We start from the raw sequence: 15,972 nt of genomic DNA on the forward strand, positions 1-15,972 counted from the left end.
TCGCGCGCGCTATGCACTGGATCATGGCAATGCTCGTCATCGCCAATCTAGTGCTCGGGTTCGCGCGTCAGGCACCGCCACGCATTTAGGGTGTCATGCCAGTGCACAAAGTCGATCGGACTTATCGTGCTGGCGCTCACGCTTGGTCGCATCCTTTTGCGCCTTACGCATTGGCAGCCGCCCCTTTCCGAAGGAAATACCCTTATGGGAGAGGGGCGCGGGCGTCAGACCCGTTCGCCGGCGAGCAGGCGCGGGAGAGCGCCCGATTGACCCCGGGCTTCTGCCATGAACCGCCCCTTGAGCATGGGCGTGCACTGGACAGCCGCCAATCCCGCCCGACGGACAAGGGAGGGCAATTTGCCGGGAATGTCGAACAAACGCACCAGCCCGTCCATGGCGACGCTGGTCATCAAAGCATCCAGTCCGCGCCAACGCTGGTAGCGCGCGAGCAGTTGCGCATCGCCGGGGTCAAGGCCCAGGCGCATGCCCTCGACCAGCACCTCCACCAATGCGGCGACGTCGCGGAAGCCCAGGTTCAGCCCTTGACCCGCGATGGGGTGGATCGCATGGGCGCTGTCCCCGACCAGAGCCAGTCGCGTATCGGTGATGCGCGCGGCGTGATGAAAGCCCAACGGGTAGGAGGAGCGCGGTCCGGCGAGCCTGATGTCTCCCAGAAAACCGCCCATTCGCTTCTGAGCCTCGGCCAGCCAGGCGCGTTCCGACAATTTGAGCATGGCTGGCGCCTGGTTCGTCGGAACGGTCCAGACAACGGCCGACCGCGTCCCCGGCTGCATCGGCAGCAGGGCGAAGGGGCCGCCGACATAGAAAATCTCGTAGGCGGTATTGGCGTGCGGCACGTCATGGTCGATCGCCGTGACCATAGCCGTGTGACTATATTGCCAGCGGGTCGTGCGAATGCCGGCGGCTTCGCGCGTGGGGCTGTTGCGCCCTTCAGCCGCAACCAGCAAGGGCGTGCAGATAGTCGCGCCATTCTGCAACGTCAGTGTTACCCCATCGCTGCTCCGATCGACGGTCGTCGCGCGATCGGGCTGATAGAAGGTCAGATTGTCGGCCTCCGCCGCCGTCCGCGCCAGCGCGATCCGCAGATCTCGGTTGGGAAACATCGTTCCCATCAGACCGTCATCGGCATCGGGCACGAAATCCAGTGCGCCCGGTTCCAGTCCGTCGCTGACCCAGATCCGATCGATCGGGCAACCCTTGCCATCCAGATGCTGCGCCACGCCAATCGCTTTGAGCATCGCATAGCTTGTCGAACTGATCGCCGAAACCCGTCCGTCAAAACCCGCGGCGGTCGTATCAACAGGATCCGCAGGATCGACAATGGCGGTTTTCACGCCATGGCCGGAAAGGGCGATGCCCAGGGTGAGGCCGACAAGACCCCCGCCCAGGATGACGACGTCGTAGCGTTCCATGCCTTGTATCTAGGTCCTGACGCCGGAAATGGGAAGACGGCCCCGCAGCGGACTTCGAGAAATCAGACCATGTGCACCCAGCCGGCCGGATCAGCGACGGTCCCGCGCTGAATACCGGTCAGTTCGGCGCGCAGCTTTTCGGTCACGATCCCGCCATCGCCGTTTCCGATCGTGAACTCACCGCTGCTGCTCTTGACCGTGCCGATCGCCGTGACGACTGCCGCCGTACCACAGGCAAAGGCCTCGCGTAGTCGGCCACTGGCGGCATCATCGCGCCATTGCATGAAGCTGTAAGGCTCTTCGCGCACATCATGACCGTTGGCGCGGGCCAGATGAATGATCGAATTGCGCGTGATGCCGGGCAGGATGGTGCCACCGAGCGGGGGAGTTATGATCGATCCGTCGTCCATGACGAAAAAGACGTTCATGCCGCCCAGTTCTTCGACCCACTTGTTCTCGGCAGCATCGAGGAAGACGACCTGATCGCAGCCATGGCCGATCGCTTCCTTCTGCGCGATCAGGCTGGCGGCATAATTGCCGCCACATTTGGCAGCGCCCGTCCCGCCCCGCGCGGCACGGCTATAATGTTCCGACACCCAAAGGGTCACAGCCTTGCTGCCACCCTTGAAATAGGCGCCGGCGGGTGAGGCGATGACGCAGAATATATATTCATTGGACGGGCGCACGCCCAGGAACGTCTCGCTCGCGAACAGGAAGGGGCGCAGATACAGGCTGCCCTCGCCTTCGGGAATCCAGTCCGCGTCGATCTTCACTAGTTCGGCGACCGCTTCCAGAAACAGGTCCTCGGGCAGCGCCGGCATTGCCATGCGCTCAGCCGATTCCGCGAAACGGCGAGCATTTTCCTCTGGCCGGAACATGGCAATTTGGCCATCGCCCAGGCGATAGGCTTTCATGCCTTCGAATATTTCCTGTGCATAATGCAGCACCGCGCAGGCAGGATCGATCTGGAACGGTTCGCGGGGACCCACCATGTGGCTGTGCCACCCCTGCCCTTCCGTATAGCGGATGGTCACCATATGATCCGTGAAAATGCGGCCGAAGCCCGGATCGGCAAGCAGGATCGCGCGCTGGTCCGCTGCTACAGCCTGGCTGCTGCGAGTGACGGTGAAGCGCGATTTCTGCTCGACGTCCATGGAGAGGGCTCCTTGTGCATGGATTGGATGGGCCGCCTATGTCACAGAGCGGCGCGGGAAACAATTGGTCATCTATACTGACCTAATGCCCAGGGGCAGGGCCACCCCGTTCCCGATGGCCCCTTCCCGTCCGGCGGCCTGCTCGCTATCGCAAAACCATGCACTTTTTTTCCGATAATGCGACGCCTGTTTGCCCCGAGGTGATGGCCGCCATTGCGGCTGCCGACAGAGCGGATCATGGCTATGACGGCGACGCGTGGAGCGCACGGCTTGACGATGCCTTTTCCACGCTCTTCGAAACCGAAGTGCAAGCATTGTGGGTTGCGAGCGGAACGGCAGCAAATAGCATCGCGCTCGCCTGTCTTTGCCCCCCTTATGGCGGCGTGATAGCGCATGAAGAGGCGCATATCGTCGTGGACGAATGCGGCGCGCCGGGTTTCTTCACCCACGGCGCGACGCTGATGCCGCTGCCGGGCGTCGGAGCGAAACTGACGCCGGACAGTGTGCGCGATCGGCTGAAAACGATCAGACCAGATGTGCATCAGGTGCCGGCGCGCGCCATCAGCATTACCAACGCCACTGAATACGGTCTCGTCTACGCGCCAGAGGAGGTCGCGGCGCTGGGGGATGTCGCCAAGGCGCATGACCTGGGGTTGCATATGGATGGCGCCCGGTTCGCCAACGCCGTGGCACATCTGGGCTGCGCACCGGCAGACTTGACGTGGCGCGCAGGCGTGAACGCCCTGTCCTTTGGGTGCGTGAAAAATGGCGGCATGATCGGTGAGGCGCTGCTCTTCTTCGGCGCCCAGGCGCAGGATCGGGCAGCAGAGGCTCGGCGCTGGCGCAAGCGCTCAGGGCATCTGTTTTCGAAGGGACGCTATCTTGCCACGCAACTGCTGGCGATGATCGAAGATGGCCTGTGGCTTCGCAATGCCAGCGCCGCCAATGCAGCGGCCCAGGCCCTCGCCAAAGGGGCTGGCAAGCGATTGATGCACCCTGTCGAGGCCAACGAGCTGTTCGTGCACCTGACGGCAGAAGAGGCCGCGAATTTGCGTGCCCAGGACTTTGATTTTCACAACTGGGGAGAAGGCGCGGCGCGATTGGTCACGAACTGGTCGCAGGACGTGGCCGCCGTCGCACCGCTCGCTGCGGCGCTGGCCCGGCTTTGACTGTGGCTGACGCGGCTCCTGTGTCAACAAACACAACCAGAGGGATCTTGCTGCCCTTCGCGCTCGTCACGCTGATCTGGAGTTCGACCTGGATCGTAATCAGGGATCAGTTGGGCACCGTCCCTCCAAGCTGGTCGGTCTGCTACCGCTTTTTGCTGGCCGGCATCGCCATGGCGATATTTGCACGGATACGGGGCGTTTCGCTTCGCATCGGCGGGCCGGGCATGATGTTTGCCGGCCTGCTGGGCACCGCGCAGTTCATGCTCAACTTCAACTTCGTCTATCGCGCCGAACAGCACCTCACATCCGGTGTCGTGGCCGTCATCTATGCGATGTTATTGATCCCCAATTCGTTACTGGCCTATATCGCCTTTCGCCAGCCGGTAACACGCGGCTTCGTTCTCGGGTCGGCGATCGCCATGACGGGAATCGTCATGATGCTGGTCCACGAATATCGCGCTGCCGATGTCGCGCCGGACACTGTGCTGCTGGGCGCAGCCTTCTCGATCCTGGGGCTGCTGAGTGCTTCGGTCGCCAATGTCATGCAAGGCACCGACATTGCCCGGCGGCTCCCCATGATGGCGGTGCTGGCGTGGGCGATGCTGATTGGCGCGGTGGTCGATGCGGGCTTTGCCTGGGCCACGGCGGGCCCCCCTGTCATCGAGTTGCGGCTTGGCTATCTGGCCGGCATCGCCTATCTGGGCATTGCTGGATCGGTCGTGACCTTTCCGCTCTACTTCCGGTTGATCCAGACGATCGGCGCGGGACGGGCTGCCTATACCGCCGTGCTTATCCCGGTGATCGCGATGCTCATCTCCACGCTGCTCGAGGGGTATCGCTGGACCGGCTTCGCTGCGCCAGGAGCGGTGCTGGCCGTAGCTGGCATGGTCGTCGCCATGCGCTCGAAAAACCCTTAGCGTCGTCCCGGCTGATACCGTTGCTTGGCCCTATTCACCCGTTCGATGAGGGTGGATAGGGAGGATCCCTGCATCGTCCTGGCCTGCTGGGCCGACGGCATAAGCATCCGGTCAGAAATTGCGGCGAATGCCTGGTCGAAGCGGGTCATCATGCTATCCTTCTGAAGCGATGTCCGCTTGTCGCCAGAAGAGGTTAACAACGGCTAAACCATGTTCCGCCTGTCAGAGGCAGGCGCGCAAGCCCTCGACATAGGTCGGATAGTTCGGCGTCCAGCCCAAAAGACGCTTGGCCCGCCCATTGGCGACACGGCGGTTTTCGGCGTAAAAGCCCCGCGCCATGGGGGACAATTTCGCCGCGTCGAGGGACTGGAGCGGTGGCCACGGCAATGTCGTGAGATCACACGCCAATTCGATGACCCGGTTTTGAGAGCAAGGCAGATCGTCCGCCAGATTATAGACGCCGGGCGGCCCTCCAAACGAGGCGATAATGCCCTTCGCGATATCATCGACATGGATGCGGCTGAAAATCTGATTGGGCAGATCGATCCGATGCGCGCGCCCGGCGCGGACCCGGTCAAGCGCTGAGCGGCCCGGGCCGTAAATGCCCGGCAGACGGAAACGCCGCATGTCGGCCCGCAACGCGCCCCAGTCCTGATCCGCCTGCACCCGCGCAGTGCGGCGGCCGCGCCCGATCGGCGCACTTTCATCCACCCACGCCCCGTTCGTGTCGCCGTAGACGCCAGTTGAGGACAGATAGCCGGTCCAGATGGCAGGCGCGGTGGTGATGGCCGAGCCGTAGCGGTGCAGCACGGGATCCAGATCGCCTAAGGGCGGCACGGACGACAGAATGTGACTGGCTGTGGCGATAGCGCAGAGCACGGCGTTGTCGTCGTCAAATGCGAGGATGCCAGCCTGAACGTCAGCGGCACGCCGAACGCCGGTGACGCGCCAGCCATCCCCACGCAACCGATCCGCCAGTCGCGATGCGCTATATCCCATGCCCAGGATAAGCATGTGCGGCATCAAACAGTCAGCCGTCGAAGATCAGACCGTGAAGCTTTCGCCGCAGCCGCAACTGCCCTTGGCATTGGGATTGTTGAAAACAAATCCAGCGGTGAAGTCGTCCTCCACCCAATCCATTGTCGATCCGACAAGATACAGAACCGACGCGCCATCAATGTAGAAGGTGCCGCCGGGCGTTTCGATCTTCTCGTCGAACTTCGCCTCTTCGGTCACATAATCGACCGAATAGGCAAGGCCTGAACATCCCCGACGGGGGGTCGACAACTTGACGCCAATCGTGCCCTCGGGCGCCTGCGCCATCAGGTCGGCGATCCGCGCCTCGGCATTGGGAGTCAGGATGACGGCCGCGGGGCGGGCGCGCGCTTTGGTGTCCGTCGTCATTACAGCATTCCCAGTTCGAGCTTGGCCTCATCGCTCATCTTCTGCGGGTCCCATGGCGGGTCCCAGACGAGATTCACTTCCGCGTCGCCAACCCCCGGCACCGCGCCGACGCGCAGTTCGACTTCGCCCGGCATGGATTCGGCCACCGGACAATGGGGGGTCGTCAGCGTCATGGTGACGGCGACATGGCCTTCGTTGATATCCACGCCATAGATCAGGCCCAGATCATAGATATTCACCGGAATTTCCGGGTCGTAGATTTCTTTGAGCGCATCGATCACCGCTTCATAAACGTCGCCGCCCGGCTCACCGACGGGCTGCGGCGCGGGCGCCTGCGTTAGAAATCCGTCCAGATAGTCGCGCTGGCGGGGAGCAGGCTCCGCTGCATCGACCCGCGCCTTGGGCGGCGCGTCCACGGCGTCCACTTCCTCGACCATGATCCTGCGTTCGTCGGTCATCCGAAAATCTTCCTTACCCGCGCCAGGCCCTGCACCAGCGCGTCCACATCGCTATCATCACTATACAGGCCAAAACTGGCCCGCGCAGTCGCCTCCACGCCCAGATGACGCATCAGCGGCTGGGCGCAATGATGGCCAGCCCTGATGGCGACGCCGCCTTCGTCCAATATGGTGCCGACATCATGCGGGTGCACCCCCTGAACCTCAAAAGAGAGGATTCCAGCCGAGCTTTCCGGCCCGAACAGCCGCACGCTGTTGAGGTCGTCCAGGGCGGACCGCGCCTTGGCGACGAGCGCGCATTCATGAGCGTGGATCGTCGCCAATCCGATGGCTTGCACATAATCGATCGCGGCTGACAGACCGACCACGCCTGTGATATGCGGCGTCCCCGCCTCGAACCGGGTTGGCGCAGGCGCATAGGTGGTCTTTTCGAACGTCACCTTGTCGATCATGGACCCGCCGCCCTGATAGGGAGGCATGGCGTCCAAAAGGTCCTGCCGCGCCCACAGCACACCGATGCCGGTCGGGCCGTAGAGCTTGTGGGCGGAAAAGACGTAGAAGTCGCAATCAAGCGCGGCCACATTCACGGCGAGGCGCGGGACGGCCTGGCATCCGTCGATCAATATTTTCGCGCCCGCCCCATGGGCGATATCGGCCGCGCGGCGGCAGTCGAGCACGCTTCCCAGCACGTTCGAGACATGGGCCAGCGCCACCATCTTGTGCGCGGGCGTGATCATCGCCGCCATGGCGTCGAGGTCTATGCAGCCATCCCGCATCAGCGGCACGACATCGATCTGCGCGCCGACCCGCTCGGCCACGATCTGCCAGGGAACGATATTGCTGTGATGCTCCAGCGTGGACAGCAGGATGCGGTCGCCGGCCTTGAGTTGCGTGCCCGCCCAGCTTTGCGCGACCAGATTGATCCCCTCGGTCGCGCCACGGACATAGACGATCTCAGCATCCGACGCCGCGCCGATGAACTGCGCGACCTTTCGCCGGGCGGCTTCATAGGCCAGTGTCATATTGGCCGACCGTTCATAGACGCCGCGATGCACGGTCGCATAGTCGGCTCCATAAGCGCGGGCGATAGCGTCGATCACCGCCTGGGGCTTTTGCGCGGTCGCGGCGCTGTCAAGATAATGCCAGTCACCGACACCGGGGAAATCGTCGCGCAGTCGCAGGCCCTGGGCGAGGTCGGTCATACCAGCGTCTCCAGCTTCGCGATCGCGGCAGCCTCCAGCCGGTCCTTCACCGCTTCGTCGCTCACATCGTCAAACACGCCGGCGACGAACGCCTTGAGCAGCAGCGTCTTGGCCGTCGCCGGGTCCATGCCGCGACTTGCCATGTAGAACAGCGCCTGGCGATCCAGTTCACCGACCGTCGCGCCATGGGCGCATTTGACGTCGTCGGCAAAGATTTCCAGTTCCGGCTTGGCGTTGGCAGTGGCCGTGCGATCAAGCAGCATCGCCTTCACCGACTGGAACGCATCGGTGCGCTGTGCGTCTCGGGCGACATTGATGCTGCCCAGATAACTGCCGGTAGCGCGCTGGCCCAGGATCGACCGGATCGTCTGGCCACTGGTCGCGTCGGGCCGGGCATGGGTGACCTGGGTCACGATCTCCAGCGTTTGATCGCCGCCCCCGATGATCGCGCCATTAAGTTCGAAATGGCTGCCCTTCCCCAGCGTGACGGCGAAAGTGACTCGTCCAAGCCTGCCGCCGATATTGAGCAGGTGGAAATCGAACCGCCCACCGTCCGCAATATCAATGACATAGTCGTGCACTGCCGCCGCACCGGTGGCGGCGTCCTGCAACAGATGCCCATGCGCGCTTTGGCCGGCCGTAACCGTGATCCGGGTCGCATCCGGCACTGGCCAGACACTCGCGAGCGCATCCAGATCGCTATAGCGCCAGGCTTCGTCGCGGCGCGTGGGAAGAGCGAGCGCGGTCACGCGGCCACGACCTCCGCATAGCCTTCGCGTTCCAGTTCCAGCGCGAGTTCCGGACCGCCCGATTTCACGATCCGGCCGCCGGCAAGGACATGGACGAAGTCGGGCTTCACATAATCGAGCAGCCGCTGATAATGGGTGATGAGCAGCACTGCCTTGTCAGGCTTGCGCATGATCGCGTTGATGCCGGCACCCACGATCTTGAGCGCGTCGATGTCGAGGCCGGAATCGGTTTCGTCGAGGATCGCGAGCCGGGGATCGAGAATGCCCATCTGCACCATCTCGGCGCGCTTCTTTTCGCCGCCTGAAAAGCCGACGTTCACCGAACGCTTGAGCATGTCCATGTCGAGGCCCAAGAGCGCCGCTTTCTCCTTGGCCAGGCGAATGAACTCGCCGCCATTGAGTTCAGCTTCGCCGCGTGCGCGCTTCTGGCTGTTGAGGCTCTCGCGCAGGAATTGGAGGTTCGACACGCCGGGAATTTCGACCGGATATTGAAAACCCAGGAACAGCCCGGCAGCCGCACGCTCGTGGGGGTCCAAGCTGAACAAGTTCACACCGTCAAAGGAGGCATCGCCGCCCGTCACCTCATAGCCGGGACGGCCACCCAAAGTATAGGCCAGCGTCGATTTTCCAGCGCCATTCGGTCCCATGATCGCGTGGATTTCACCCGCCTTGATGGCGAGCGACAAGCCCTTGAGAATAGGCTTTCCGTCGATTTCATTGGTGAGGTTGTCGATCGTCAGCATCTTTTATCCCTTGTGCGCGCGCTGGAGCGTCCGCGCGGTCCAGAAGGCCATGTCGCGCACGTCGCCCGGCGCGGGGAACAGCGTATCGATATGGCGCTTGATCGGCATATAGGGCCACCAGTCCGCGCCCGGTTCCGGCGCGCCCTTTTCCAGCACGCCGCTCACGAATTCGGTCACTGGCTCCATGCGGGCCAGATTGGGGGCCTTGGCCTTGTGGAAGGCCTTGTCGGTCTTGAGCCGCTCGGCAAAGGCGGCGTCGCCCTTTTCCAGCGCAGCGCGACATTCGGCCTGATAGGCGTCGAGATCGCCAAAATCCTTGCGCGCGCGGGCTTCCAGCTCGCCTTCTTCCAGCTCATAATCTTCGGTCAGGATGCGGATGGCGGCCGTCCATGACTGGCCGTTCCCAACATCCTCCGCGAAATCGGCGAGGGCATCCTGGATATCGTCTTCGTCGCTCAAAATATCTATCCTCATTGTCCCGTTTTGCCGCCCCGGACTTGATCCGGGGTCCCGCTGCCACAGAAGACAGGCAGGACGCCGGATCGGGCCCGGCTGACGTGCATTATTTATCCCACGCTGCCCTCAAGGCTGATGCCCAGCAGCTTCTGCGCTTCCACCGCGAACTCCATCGGCAGCTGTTGCAGCACGTCCTTGGCGAAGCCGTTGACGATCAGCGAAACCGCGCTCTCCGTGTCCAGCCCGCGCTGCATCGCGTAGAAAAGCTGGTCGTCCGAAATCTTGCTCGTCGTCGCCTCATGCTCGATCTGCGCCGAGGGGTTTCGCACCTCGATATAGGGCACGGTATGCGCGCCGCACTGATCACCCAGCAGCAGGCTGTCGCACTGGGTGAAGTTGCGCACCCCTTCCGCGCCCGGCGCCACGCGCACCAGCCCGCGATAGGTGTTGTTCGACCGACCCGCGCTGATCCCCTTGGACACGATGGTCGAGCGCGTGCCCTTGCCATTATGGATCATCTTCGTGCCGGTATCGGCCTGCTGCATGTTGTTGGTGAGCGCGACCGAGTAGAATTCGCCCACGCTATTCTCGCCGTTCAGCACGCAGCTGGGATATTTCCAGGTGATGGCGCTGCCGGTTTCCACCTGCGTCCACGAAACCTTACTGTTGCGCCCTTGGCAGAGCGCCCGCTTGGTCACGAAATTATAGATGCCGCCCTTGCCCTGCTCATCACCGGGATACCAGTTCTGGACGGTCGAATATTTGATCTCCGCATCGTCCAGCGCGACCAGTTCGACCACCGCGGCGTGGAGCTGGTTCTCGTCGCGCATCGGCGCGGTGCAGCCTTCGAGATAGGAAACATAGCTGCCTTCATCCGCGACGATCAGCGTGCGTTCGAACTGGCCGGTATTTTCCGCGTTGATGCGGAAATAGGTGCTGAGTTCCATCGGGCAGCGCACGCCCTTGGGAATGTAGACGAAGGTGCCGTCGGAAAAGACCGCGCAGTTGAGGGTAGCGAAGTAATTGTCGTGCATCGGCACGACCTTGCCCAGCCATTTCTGCACCAGGTCGGGAAATTCGCGCACCGCCTCACTTATGGAGCGGAAGATGACACCGGCCTCCTCCAATTCCTTGCGGAAAGTGGTCGCCACGGAGACGCTGTCGAACACCGCGTCCACCGCAACCTTGCGGCTGCCCTTCACCCCAGCGAGCATTTCCTGCTCGGCGATCGGGATGCCCAGTTTCTGGTAGGTGGCGAGGATTTCGGGATCGACCTCATCAAGGCTGTTCAGCTCCGCCTTCTTCTTGGGCTCGGCGTAATAATAGGCATCTTGATAATCGATCGGCGGGACGTTGAGCTTGGCCCATTCCGGCGACTCCATCGTCTGCCATTGGGCAAAGGCCTTGAGCCGCCAGTCCAGCAGCCATTGCGGCTCCTGCTTCTTGGCGGAAATGAAGCGGACGGTATCCTCGTTCAGCCCCTTGGGCGCGAAATCCTGCTCGATCGCGGACGACCAGCCATGCTCATAGGTGGACGCACGCTCGGCGGCCTCCAATGCTTCCTGATTGCGTATGGTCGTCACGTCGTCGGTCATGCCATCTCTCTCGTCAAACTCGCGATCGTCACTCCAGCCAGCGCCTGGCGGATCGCATTGTTCGCGACATTCATATGCGGGCGGATGCGGCAATCCCGTTCCAGATTGCAGTCATGCGCGCCCATTTCGGCGCAGGCGGTCATGGCAATCGGCCCTTCGACCGCTTCCACCACATCCGCCAGCGTAATCGTCGCGGGCGGGCGGGACAGGCGGACGCCACCGCCCGTGCCCCGACTTGATTCGAGCAGTCCAGCCCCCGACAACCGGCTCACCAGCTTTTGCGCGGTGGGCAGCGGAATGCCGGTTTCGGCGGCCAGCGTTGTCGCGTTCATCCGCGCGCCGCCACAATGGCGCGCGGCCGCGCTCATCAGCACCACGGCATAATCAGCGAAACTCGACAAGCGCATTGCGAACCATTCTCAAATCGGATCGAATCCATCCGATTGCGCATGTGGTCCCCTGCGCTACGGGAATCAAGGGTATTTATGACAAGCGATTGAGAATCGCGATGTCGCTCCCCAAGGATCGACGCAACAGCGTCAACTGCGCGACCGCCGACGGTTCAGTCTGCAATTGATGCGGGGTAAGACCGATGAAATGCTTGATTTCGCGAATAAAATGCGACTGATCGTAAAAGCCGGCCTCCTCGCATAATTGCTGCCAGCTTTCGCCATCCAGCGCGATCCGGGCGGAGCAGCGCAGCGCCCGATATTTGCGCGCCAGCAATTTGGGCGGCGCGCCATAATAGCGGTTAGTGAGCCGCGCGAGCTGGCGCTGCGACAGGCCGGTGGCTTCCGCCAGCGCTTCGATACGCGGCGAACCTTCGCCGATCAGCCAGGCATCGACGGCGGCGAGCAATTCCCAAGTCGCCTTCCGCAATGGCTGCACGATCCGCCCAAGCTGGGTCCAGACCAGATCCGCCATGGCATCGCCGTCAGCCGCGTCCATATCCCGCAGGCGATCGAGCAAGGCGGCAAAGACGCCTTCGTGCACGTCAGTAAAGTCGAGCAGCCGGTCGGCAAGGTCGCTTGCATCCTGTCCGCACAGCGACCTCCAGCCAGCAGGCAACAGGGAAATGCCCAGCACGCGTGCCGGGCCATTCAGCACGAACCGGGTTGCCCCCATGGTCGGTCCGAGCAGGCACACGGTCGGCGTTGCGACCTTCGCGCCGTCCTGAAACTGGTAATGACCATTGCCGCTGAGCATGAACCGCAATTGCGGTACATCGGCGCGCGTGGCGTCGGCGTAGGAATCAGCGGTCACGCTGAAATGATAGAGCGAACCGAAATAGAGACGCAGCCGCTCGGGCGGCGGCATATAGTGCAACCGCACCGGTCCCTGCGCCGCAGCCACCGCATAGGACAGTGGACCCCGCTCATCCGGCAACGCAACCGCGCCCGCCGGCTTAGATGCCTGATGCGACCCCATATTTCACCCCGCCGCCCACTATGCGCCTGACGTCACAATACGCAAGGGCCATGAAGTCCAATGGCGACCCGCGCCAGCAATGGCAGAGGGGCAAAAAAATGACCCGACGGTTTTCACCGCCGGGTCAGGAAAAGGTCTCGTTGGCCATAGGGCCTAGGAGCCTTCGGGTCGCAGGAGCGCTTTACGCCCGAATCATTGAAAGTTTATTGGACAGAACGGACATTTCTGCGTCCGAAACGGTCTCAATGATGACGTTTACTGTCATTAAGTAACGCGGAGTCGGAGCGTGTGGCGCGGCTGTCACAGTGACTCGACGGCGATGGGCGGCGCTGGCATAGCGCCACCATGTCCTATCGCCTGATCCGTCCGCTGCTCTTCGCGCTGGACCCTGAACGCGCGCATAATCTGTCGATCGCCGCCCTGCGCATGACGCCGACGGCGCACCCGCTGCCTGCCGACCCAATGTTGGAAAGTCAGGTTGCCGGTCTGCGCTTTCCCAATCCCGTTGGCCTTGCCGCGGGCTATGACAAAGACGGACGGGTCGCGCACAAGATGCACAGCCTGGGCTTTGGCTTTGCAGAATTGGGCACGCTTACGCCGCTGGCTCAGCCGGGCAATCCTCAGCCCCGCCTGTTCCGCCTTGTCGAGGACCGGGCCGTCATCAATCGGTTCGGCTTCAACAATGGCGGCCAGGGCGCAGCGGCCGACCGAATCGCCCGCTATCGCCGGCCCAAGGGCGAAGGTCCGGTGATCGGCATCAATATCGGCGCGAACAAGGACGCGACGGCGGCGGACCGGGGGATTGCCGATTATGTCACGGGCGTCACCTGCATGATGCCGCTCGCCGATTATCTGACGGTCAATATCTCCTCGCCCAATACGCCGGGACTGCGGGCGCTTCAGGACCGCGCGGCGCTCGATGATCTGCTGGGGGCGGTGATGGCGGCGCGCGGCGTGGGCCGGACGCCCATTTTCCTTAAAGTGGCGCCCGATCTGACGCCCGCGGACATGGAGGACATTGCCGCTGCCTGCACCGATCACGCGATAGACGCGCTCATCGTGTCCAACACCACCACCAGCCGGCCACCGCTGCGGTCCGTTTATGCAACGGAGGCCGGTGGCCTGTCGGGCGCGCCGCTCAACGACCTGTCATTGACGCGGCTGCGCGATTTCCGGCGGCTTCTGGGCGATCGGCTACCGCTGATCGGCGTGGGGGGCATCGCAAGCGCGGAGCACGCCTATGACCGAATCCGCGCCGGCGCATCGCTGGTGCAGATCTACAGCGCGCTTGTCTATGAAGGCCCCTGGCTGGCGCGGCGCATCAATGCCGGGCTGAAGGCGCTGATGATGCGCGACGGGGTGCGCACCATCGCCGAATTGGTGGGAAGAGACGCCTGATCCGTTCAACGGAGCATGATGACGCTATCGAAAAGGTTGCGGCATGTCGCAGAGCGCTTAGGGTGCCGGTCATGACGTTCCGCCTCTCGGCCGCACTGGCCCCGCTCGCCCTTCTTACCACCACCATAGCGGTTCCCGCGCCGCTGCTGGCCCGCACACCGGTCGCGCTCAACGCCACCGTTTCGGCGGCCGACCCGCGCGCGGCTCAGGCCGGGCAAGAGATATTGCGCCAGGGCGGCAGCGCCACCGACGCCGCGATCGCGATGATGCTGACGCTGGGCGTTGTCGAACCCCATAATAGCGGCATCGGCGGCGGCGGCTTCCTGATGCATCATGATGGCGGCACCGGCCTGCTGGAATCGATCGACGGGCGCGAAACCGCGCCGGCCGCCGCGCGGCCCGACCGCTTCCTTGGCCCTGATGGCAAACCCCTGCCCTTCATCCAGGCCTGGCCGGGTGGCTATTCGGTCGGGGTGCCCGGCAATCTGCGGCTGGCATGGGAAGCGCATCGCAAATGGGGCAAGCTGCCCTGGGCCGACCTGTTCCAGCCGGCGATCAAATTGGCGCAGAATGGGTTTGAACTGGGGGAGCGCACAGCGACCGCGCTCAACCGGTTGAAGGATATCTGGAAGGATTTTCCCGAAATCCAGTCCTATTTCTGGGTTGATGGCGCGCCGCCGCCGGTAGGCACGCTGCTCAAGAACCCGCCGCTCGCCGCGCTCTACAAGCGGGTAGCTGTGGAAGGGCCGGACGCCTTTTACCTGGGCGAAAACGCGCAGGCCATCGCCAGGGCGGTGACGGACGCGCCCAAAAATCCGGTGCCGATGACGACCGCAGATCTGGCCGGCTATACCGCCAAAATGCGCAAACCCGTGTGCGGCAAATATCGCGCCTATACCGTGTGCGGCATGGGTCCGGCATCAGCCGGCGGCGTGACCGTTCTCGAAATATTGGGCATGGTCGAACGCTTCCCGCTGGGCCAATGGGGCAAGGATGATCCACGCAGCTGGCATGTGATCGGCGAAGCGATGCAGCTGGCCTATGCCGATCGCGATACCTGGCTGGGCGATCCCGATTTCGTGTCGGTGCCGGTCGCCGGCATGATCGACCCCGCTTATTTGAAGCGCCGGTCCGCCATGATCCGGCTGGATCGGTCGTTGCGCACATATGAACCGGGCACACCGCCCGGAGCGCAGCCGCGCACCGCGGCAGGGCCGCAGCCCGAGGCCGGCACCAGCCATTTCGTGGCAGTGGACCGCAATGGCGATGTCGCCAGCTGGACCTCCACCATCGAAAGTTTTTTTGGCAGCCAGCTGGTCGCCAATGGCGTGATCCTCAACAATGAACTTACCGATTTCAGCTTTGCGCCGGAAAAGGACGGGAAGCTGGTCGCCAACCGCGTCGAGCCTGGCAAGCGACCGCTGTCCTCCATGTCGCCGACCATCGTGTACGATGACAAAGGCGTGCCGATTTTCACCGTGGGCGCAGCCGGCGGGCGGACCATCATCATGCAGGTGGCCAAGGCGCTGATCGCGCATTTCGACTGGGGGCTGTCAGCGCAGGACTCGATCGCGCATGGCCTTATTTATTATAACAAGGACGGTCTGGTGCTGGAGCAGGGCACATCGCTAGAGGCCATGAAGGCGCCGCTCGAGAAGCTGGGCCATCATGTGACGCTGAGCCCGCTCGGCCTCAAGGCCAATGCCGCCGAACGCACCGCCGATGGCCATTGGGTCGGCGCGGCAGACCCCCGCAGTCCGGGCGTATCTTTGCAGGAATGAAGGGATAAGGTCTGCCACTGCGACCTATCCGATAGGCCTTCCAAATAGCTGCGCCCGATCCGCGAGCGGACCGGGTGCAGCCATG

General features: G+C 63.1%; 16 protein-coding genes. 4 read left to right on the forward strand and 12 right to left on the reverse strand.

Annotated features, from left to right (window positions below; all coding sequences use genetic code 11):
- Positions 1-224: 224 nt before the first annotated feature.
- Together LL253_RS04910 and LL253_RS04915 are read right to left on the reverse strand one after the other, a co-directional pair.
- Positions 225-1,433, reverse strand: coding sequence for a UbiH/UbiF/VisC/COQ6 family ubiquinone biosynthesis hydroxylase (locus LL253_RS04910; protein WP_228226409.1), 1,209 nt, complete (start codon positions 1,431-1,433; stop codon positions 225-227).
- A gap of 62 nt (positions 1,434-1,495) precedes the next feature.
- A complete protein-coding gene (locus LL253_RS04915) occupies positions 1,496-2,587 on the reverse strand; it encodes a branched-chain amino acid aminotransferase (RefSeq protein WP_228226410.1) in 1,092 nt (363 codons plus the stop codon).
- A gap of 158 nt (positions 2,588-2,745) precedes the next feature.
- On the opposite strand from LL253_RS04915, the gene LL253_RS04920 reads away from it, so the two are divergent.
- A complete protein-coding gene (locus tag LL253_RS04920; RefSeq protein WP_228226411.1) occupies positions 2,746-3,756 on the forward strand; it encodes a threonine aldolase family protein in 1,011 nt (336 codons plus the stop codon).
- A gap of 47 nt (positions 3,757-3,803) precedes the next feature.
- On the forward strand, positions 3,804-4,673 hold the full coding sequence (locus tag LL253_RS04925) for a DMT family transporter (RefSeq protein WP_266100882.1): 870 nt from the start codon (positions 3,804-3,806) through the stop codon (positions 4,671-4,673).
- 222 nt (positions 4,674-4,895) lie between these two features.
- Here the strand turns inward: LL253_RS04925 and LL253_RS04930 are convergent, their stop codons facing one another.
- The 10 genes from LL253_RS04930 to LL253_RS04975 form a co-directional block, all read right to left on the reverse strand.
- Positions 4,896-5,696, reverse strand: coding sequence for a Rossmann-fold NAD(P)-binding domain-containing protein (locus tag LL253_RS04930; RefSeq protein ID WP_228226413.1), 801 nt, complete (start codon positions 5,694-5,696; stop codon positions 4,896-4,898).
- A gap of 21 nt (positions 5,697-5,717) precedes the next feature.
- Positions 5,718-6,077 carry a HesB/IscA family protein gene (locus LL253_RS04935; RefSeq protein WP_228221461.1) on the reverse strand — a complete coding sequence of 120 codons (360 nt, stop codon included), beginning with the start codon at positions 6,075-6,077 and terminating at the stop codon, positions 5,718-5,720.
- On the reverse strand, positions 6,077-6,535 hold the full coding sequence (locus LL253_RS04940; protein ID WP_228226414.1) for an SUF system Fe-S cluster assembly protein: 459 nt from the start codon (positions 6,533-6,535) through the stop codon (positions 6,077-6,079). Before LL253_RS04940 ends, LL253_RS04935 begins: the two co-directional genes overlap by 1 nt.
- Positions 6,532-7,737 carry a cysteine desulfurase gene (locus LL253_RS04945; protein WP_228226415.1) on the reverse strand — a complete coding sequence of 402 codons (1,206 nt, stop codon included), beginning with the start codon at positions 7,735-7,737 and terminating at the stop codon, positions 6,532-6,534. The genes LL253_RS04940 and LL253_RS04945 overlap by 4 nt, the downstream gene beginning before the upstream one ends.
- Complete coding sequence (locus LL253_RS04950) at positions 7,734-8,486, reverse strand: SufD family Fe-S cluster assembly protein (protein ID WP_009823340.1); 753 nt, start codon at positions 8,484-8,486, stop codon at positions 7,734-7,736. The genes LL253_RS04945 and LL253_RS04950 overlap by 4 nt, the downstream gene beginning before the upstream one ends.
- Entirely contained in the window at positions 8,483-9,229 is a 747-nt protein-coding gene (gene sufC / locus LL253_RS04955; RefSeq protein ID WP_009823339.1) for a Fe-S cluster assembly ATPase SufC, read from the reverse strand. Before sufC ends, LL253_RS04950 begins: the two co-directional genes overlap by 4 nt.
- Before the next feature lie 3 nt (positions 9,230-9,232).
- Positions 9,233-9,688: a hypothetical protein gene (locus tag LL253_RS04960; RefSeq protein WP_228226416.1), complete on the reverse strand. Its 456-nt coding sequence runs from the start codon at positions 9,686-9,688 to the stop codon at positions 9,233-9,235.
- 107 nt (positions 9,689-9,795) lie between these two features.
- Positions 9,796-11,280, reverse strand: coding sequence for a Fe-S cluster assembly protein SufB (gene sufB / locus LL253_RS04965; protein WP_228226417.1), 1,485 nt, complete (start codon positions 11,278-11,280; stop codon positions 9,796-9,798).
- Positions 11,277-11,687, reverse strand: a complete 411-nt coding sequence (locus LL253_RS04970; protein WP_009823336.1) for an RrF2 family transcriptional regulator — start codon at positions 11,685-11,687, stop codon at positions 11,277-11,279. The genes sufB and LL253_RS04970 overlap by 4 nt, the downstream gene beginning before the upstream one ends.
- A 76-nt stretch (positions 11,688-11,763) precedes the next feature.
- A complete protein-coding gene (locus LL253_RS04975; protein WP_009823335.1) occupies positions 11,764-12,708 on the reverse strand; it encodes a helix-turn-helix transcriptional regulator in 945 nt (314 codons plus the stop codon).
- Positions 12,709-13,053: 345 nt separating this feature from the next.
- On the opposite strand from LL253_RS04975, the gene LL253_RS04980 reads away from it, so the two are divergent.
- Both LL253_RS04980 and ggt read left to right on the forward strand, forming a co-directional pair.
- Entirely contained in the window at positions 13,054-14,106 is a 1,053-nt protein-coding gene (locus LL253_RS04980; protein ID WP_228226418.1) for a quinone-dependent dihydroorotate dehydrogenase, read from the forward strand.
- A 71-nt stretch (positions 14,107-14,177) separates the two neighbouring features.
- Positions 14,178-15,887: a gamma-glutamyltransferase gene (gene ggt / locus LL253_RS04985; protein WP_228226419.1), complete on the forward strand. Its 1,710-nt coding sequence runs from the start codon at positions 14,178-14,180 to the stop codon at positions 15,885-15,887.
- The last annotated feature ends 85 nt before the right edge of the window (positions 15,888-15,972 follow it).

It is taken from the genome of Sphingobium soli (genome assembly GCF_020782245.1).
GTDB lineage: Bacteria > Pseudomonadota > Alphaproteobacteria > Sphingomonadales > Sphingomonadaceae > Sphingobium > Sphingobium soli.

Coding starts and splice junctions, on each gene's coding strand:
- LL253_RS04910 (WP_228226409.1), bottom strand. CDS start 1,433: ATGGAACGCTACGACGTCGTCATCCTGGGCGGGGGTCTTGTCGGCCTC.
- LL253_RS04915 (WP_228226410.1), bottom strand. CDS start 2,587: ATGGACGTCGAGCAGAAATCGCGCTTCACCGTCACTCGCAGCAGCCAG.
- LL253_RS04920 (WP_228226411.1), top strand. CDS start 2,746: ATGCACTTTTTTTCCGATAATGCGACGCCTGTTTGCCCCGAGGTGATG.
- LL253_RS04930 (WP_228226413.1), bottom strand. CDS start 5,696: ATGCCGCACATGCTTATCCTGGGCATGGGATATAGCGCATCGCGACTG.
- LL253_RS04935 (WP_228221461.1), bottom strand. CDS start 6,077: ATGACGACGGACACCAAAGCGCGCGCCCGCCCCGCGGCCGTCATCCTG.
- LL253_RS04940 (WP_228226414.1), bottom strand. CDS start 6,535: ATGACCGACGAACGCAGGATCATGGTCGAGGAAGTGGACGCCGTGGAC.
- LL253_RS04945 (WP_228226415.1), bottom strand. CDS start 7,737: ATGACCGACCTCGCCCAGGGCCTGCGACTGCGCGACGATTTCCCCGGT.
- sufC (WP_009823339.1), bottom strand. CDS start 9,229: ATGCTGACGATCGACAACCTCACCAATGAAATCGACGGAAAGCCTATT.
- sufB (WP_228226417.1), bottom strand. CDS start 11,280: ATGACCGACGACGTGACGACCATACGCAATCAGGAAGCATTGGAGGCC.
- LL253_RS04970 (WP_009823336.1), bottom strand. CDS start 11,687: ATGCGCTTGTCGAGTTTCGCTGATTATGCCGTGGTGCTGATGAGCGCG.
- LL253_RS04975 (WP_009823335.1), bottom strand. CDS start 12,708: ATGGGGTCGCATCAGGCATCTAAGCCGGCGGGCGCGGTTGCGTTGCCG.
- LL253_RS04980 (WP_228226418.1), top strand. CDS start 13,054: ATGTCCTATCGCCTGATCCGTCCGCTGCTCTTCGCGCTGGACCCTGAA.
- ggt (WP_228226419.1), top strand. CDS start 14,178: ATGACGTTCCGCCTCTCGGCCGCACTGGCCCCGCTCGCCCTTCTTACC.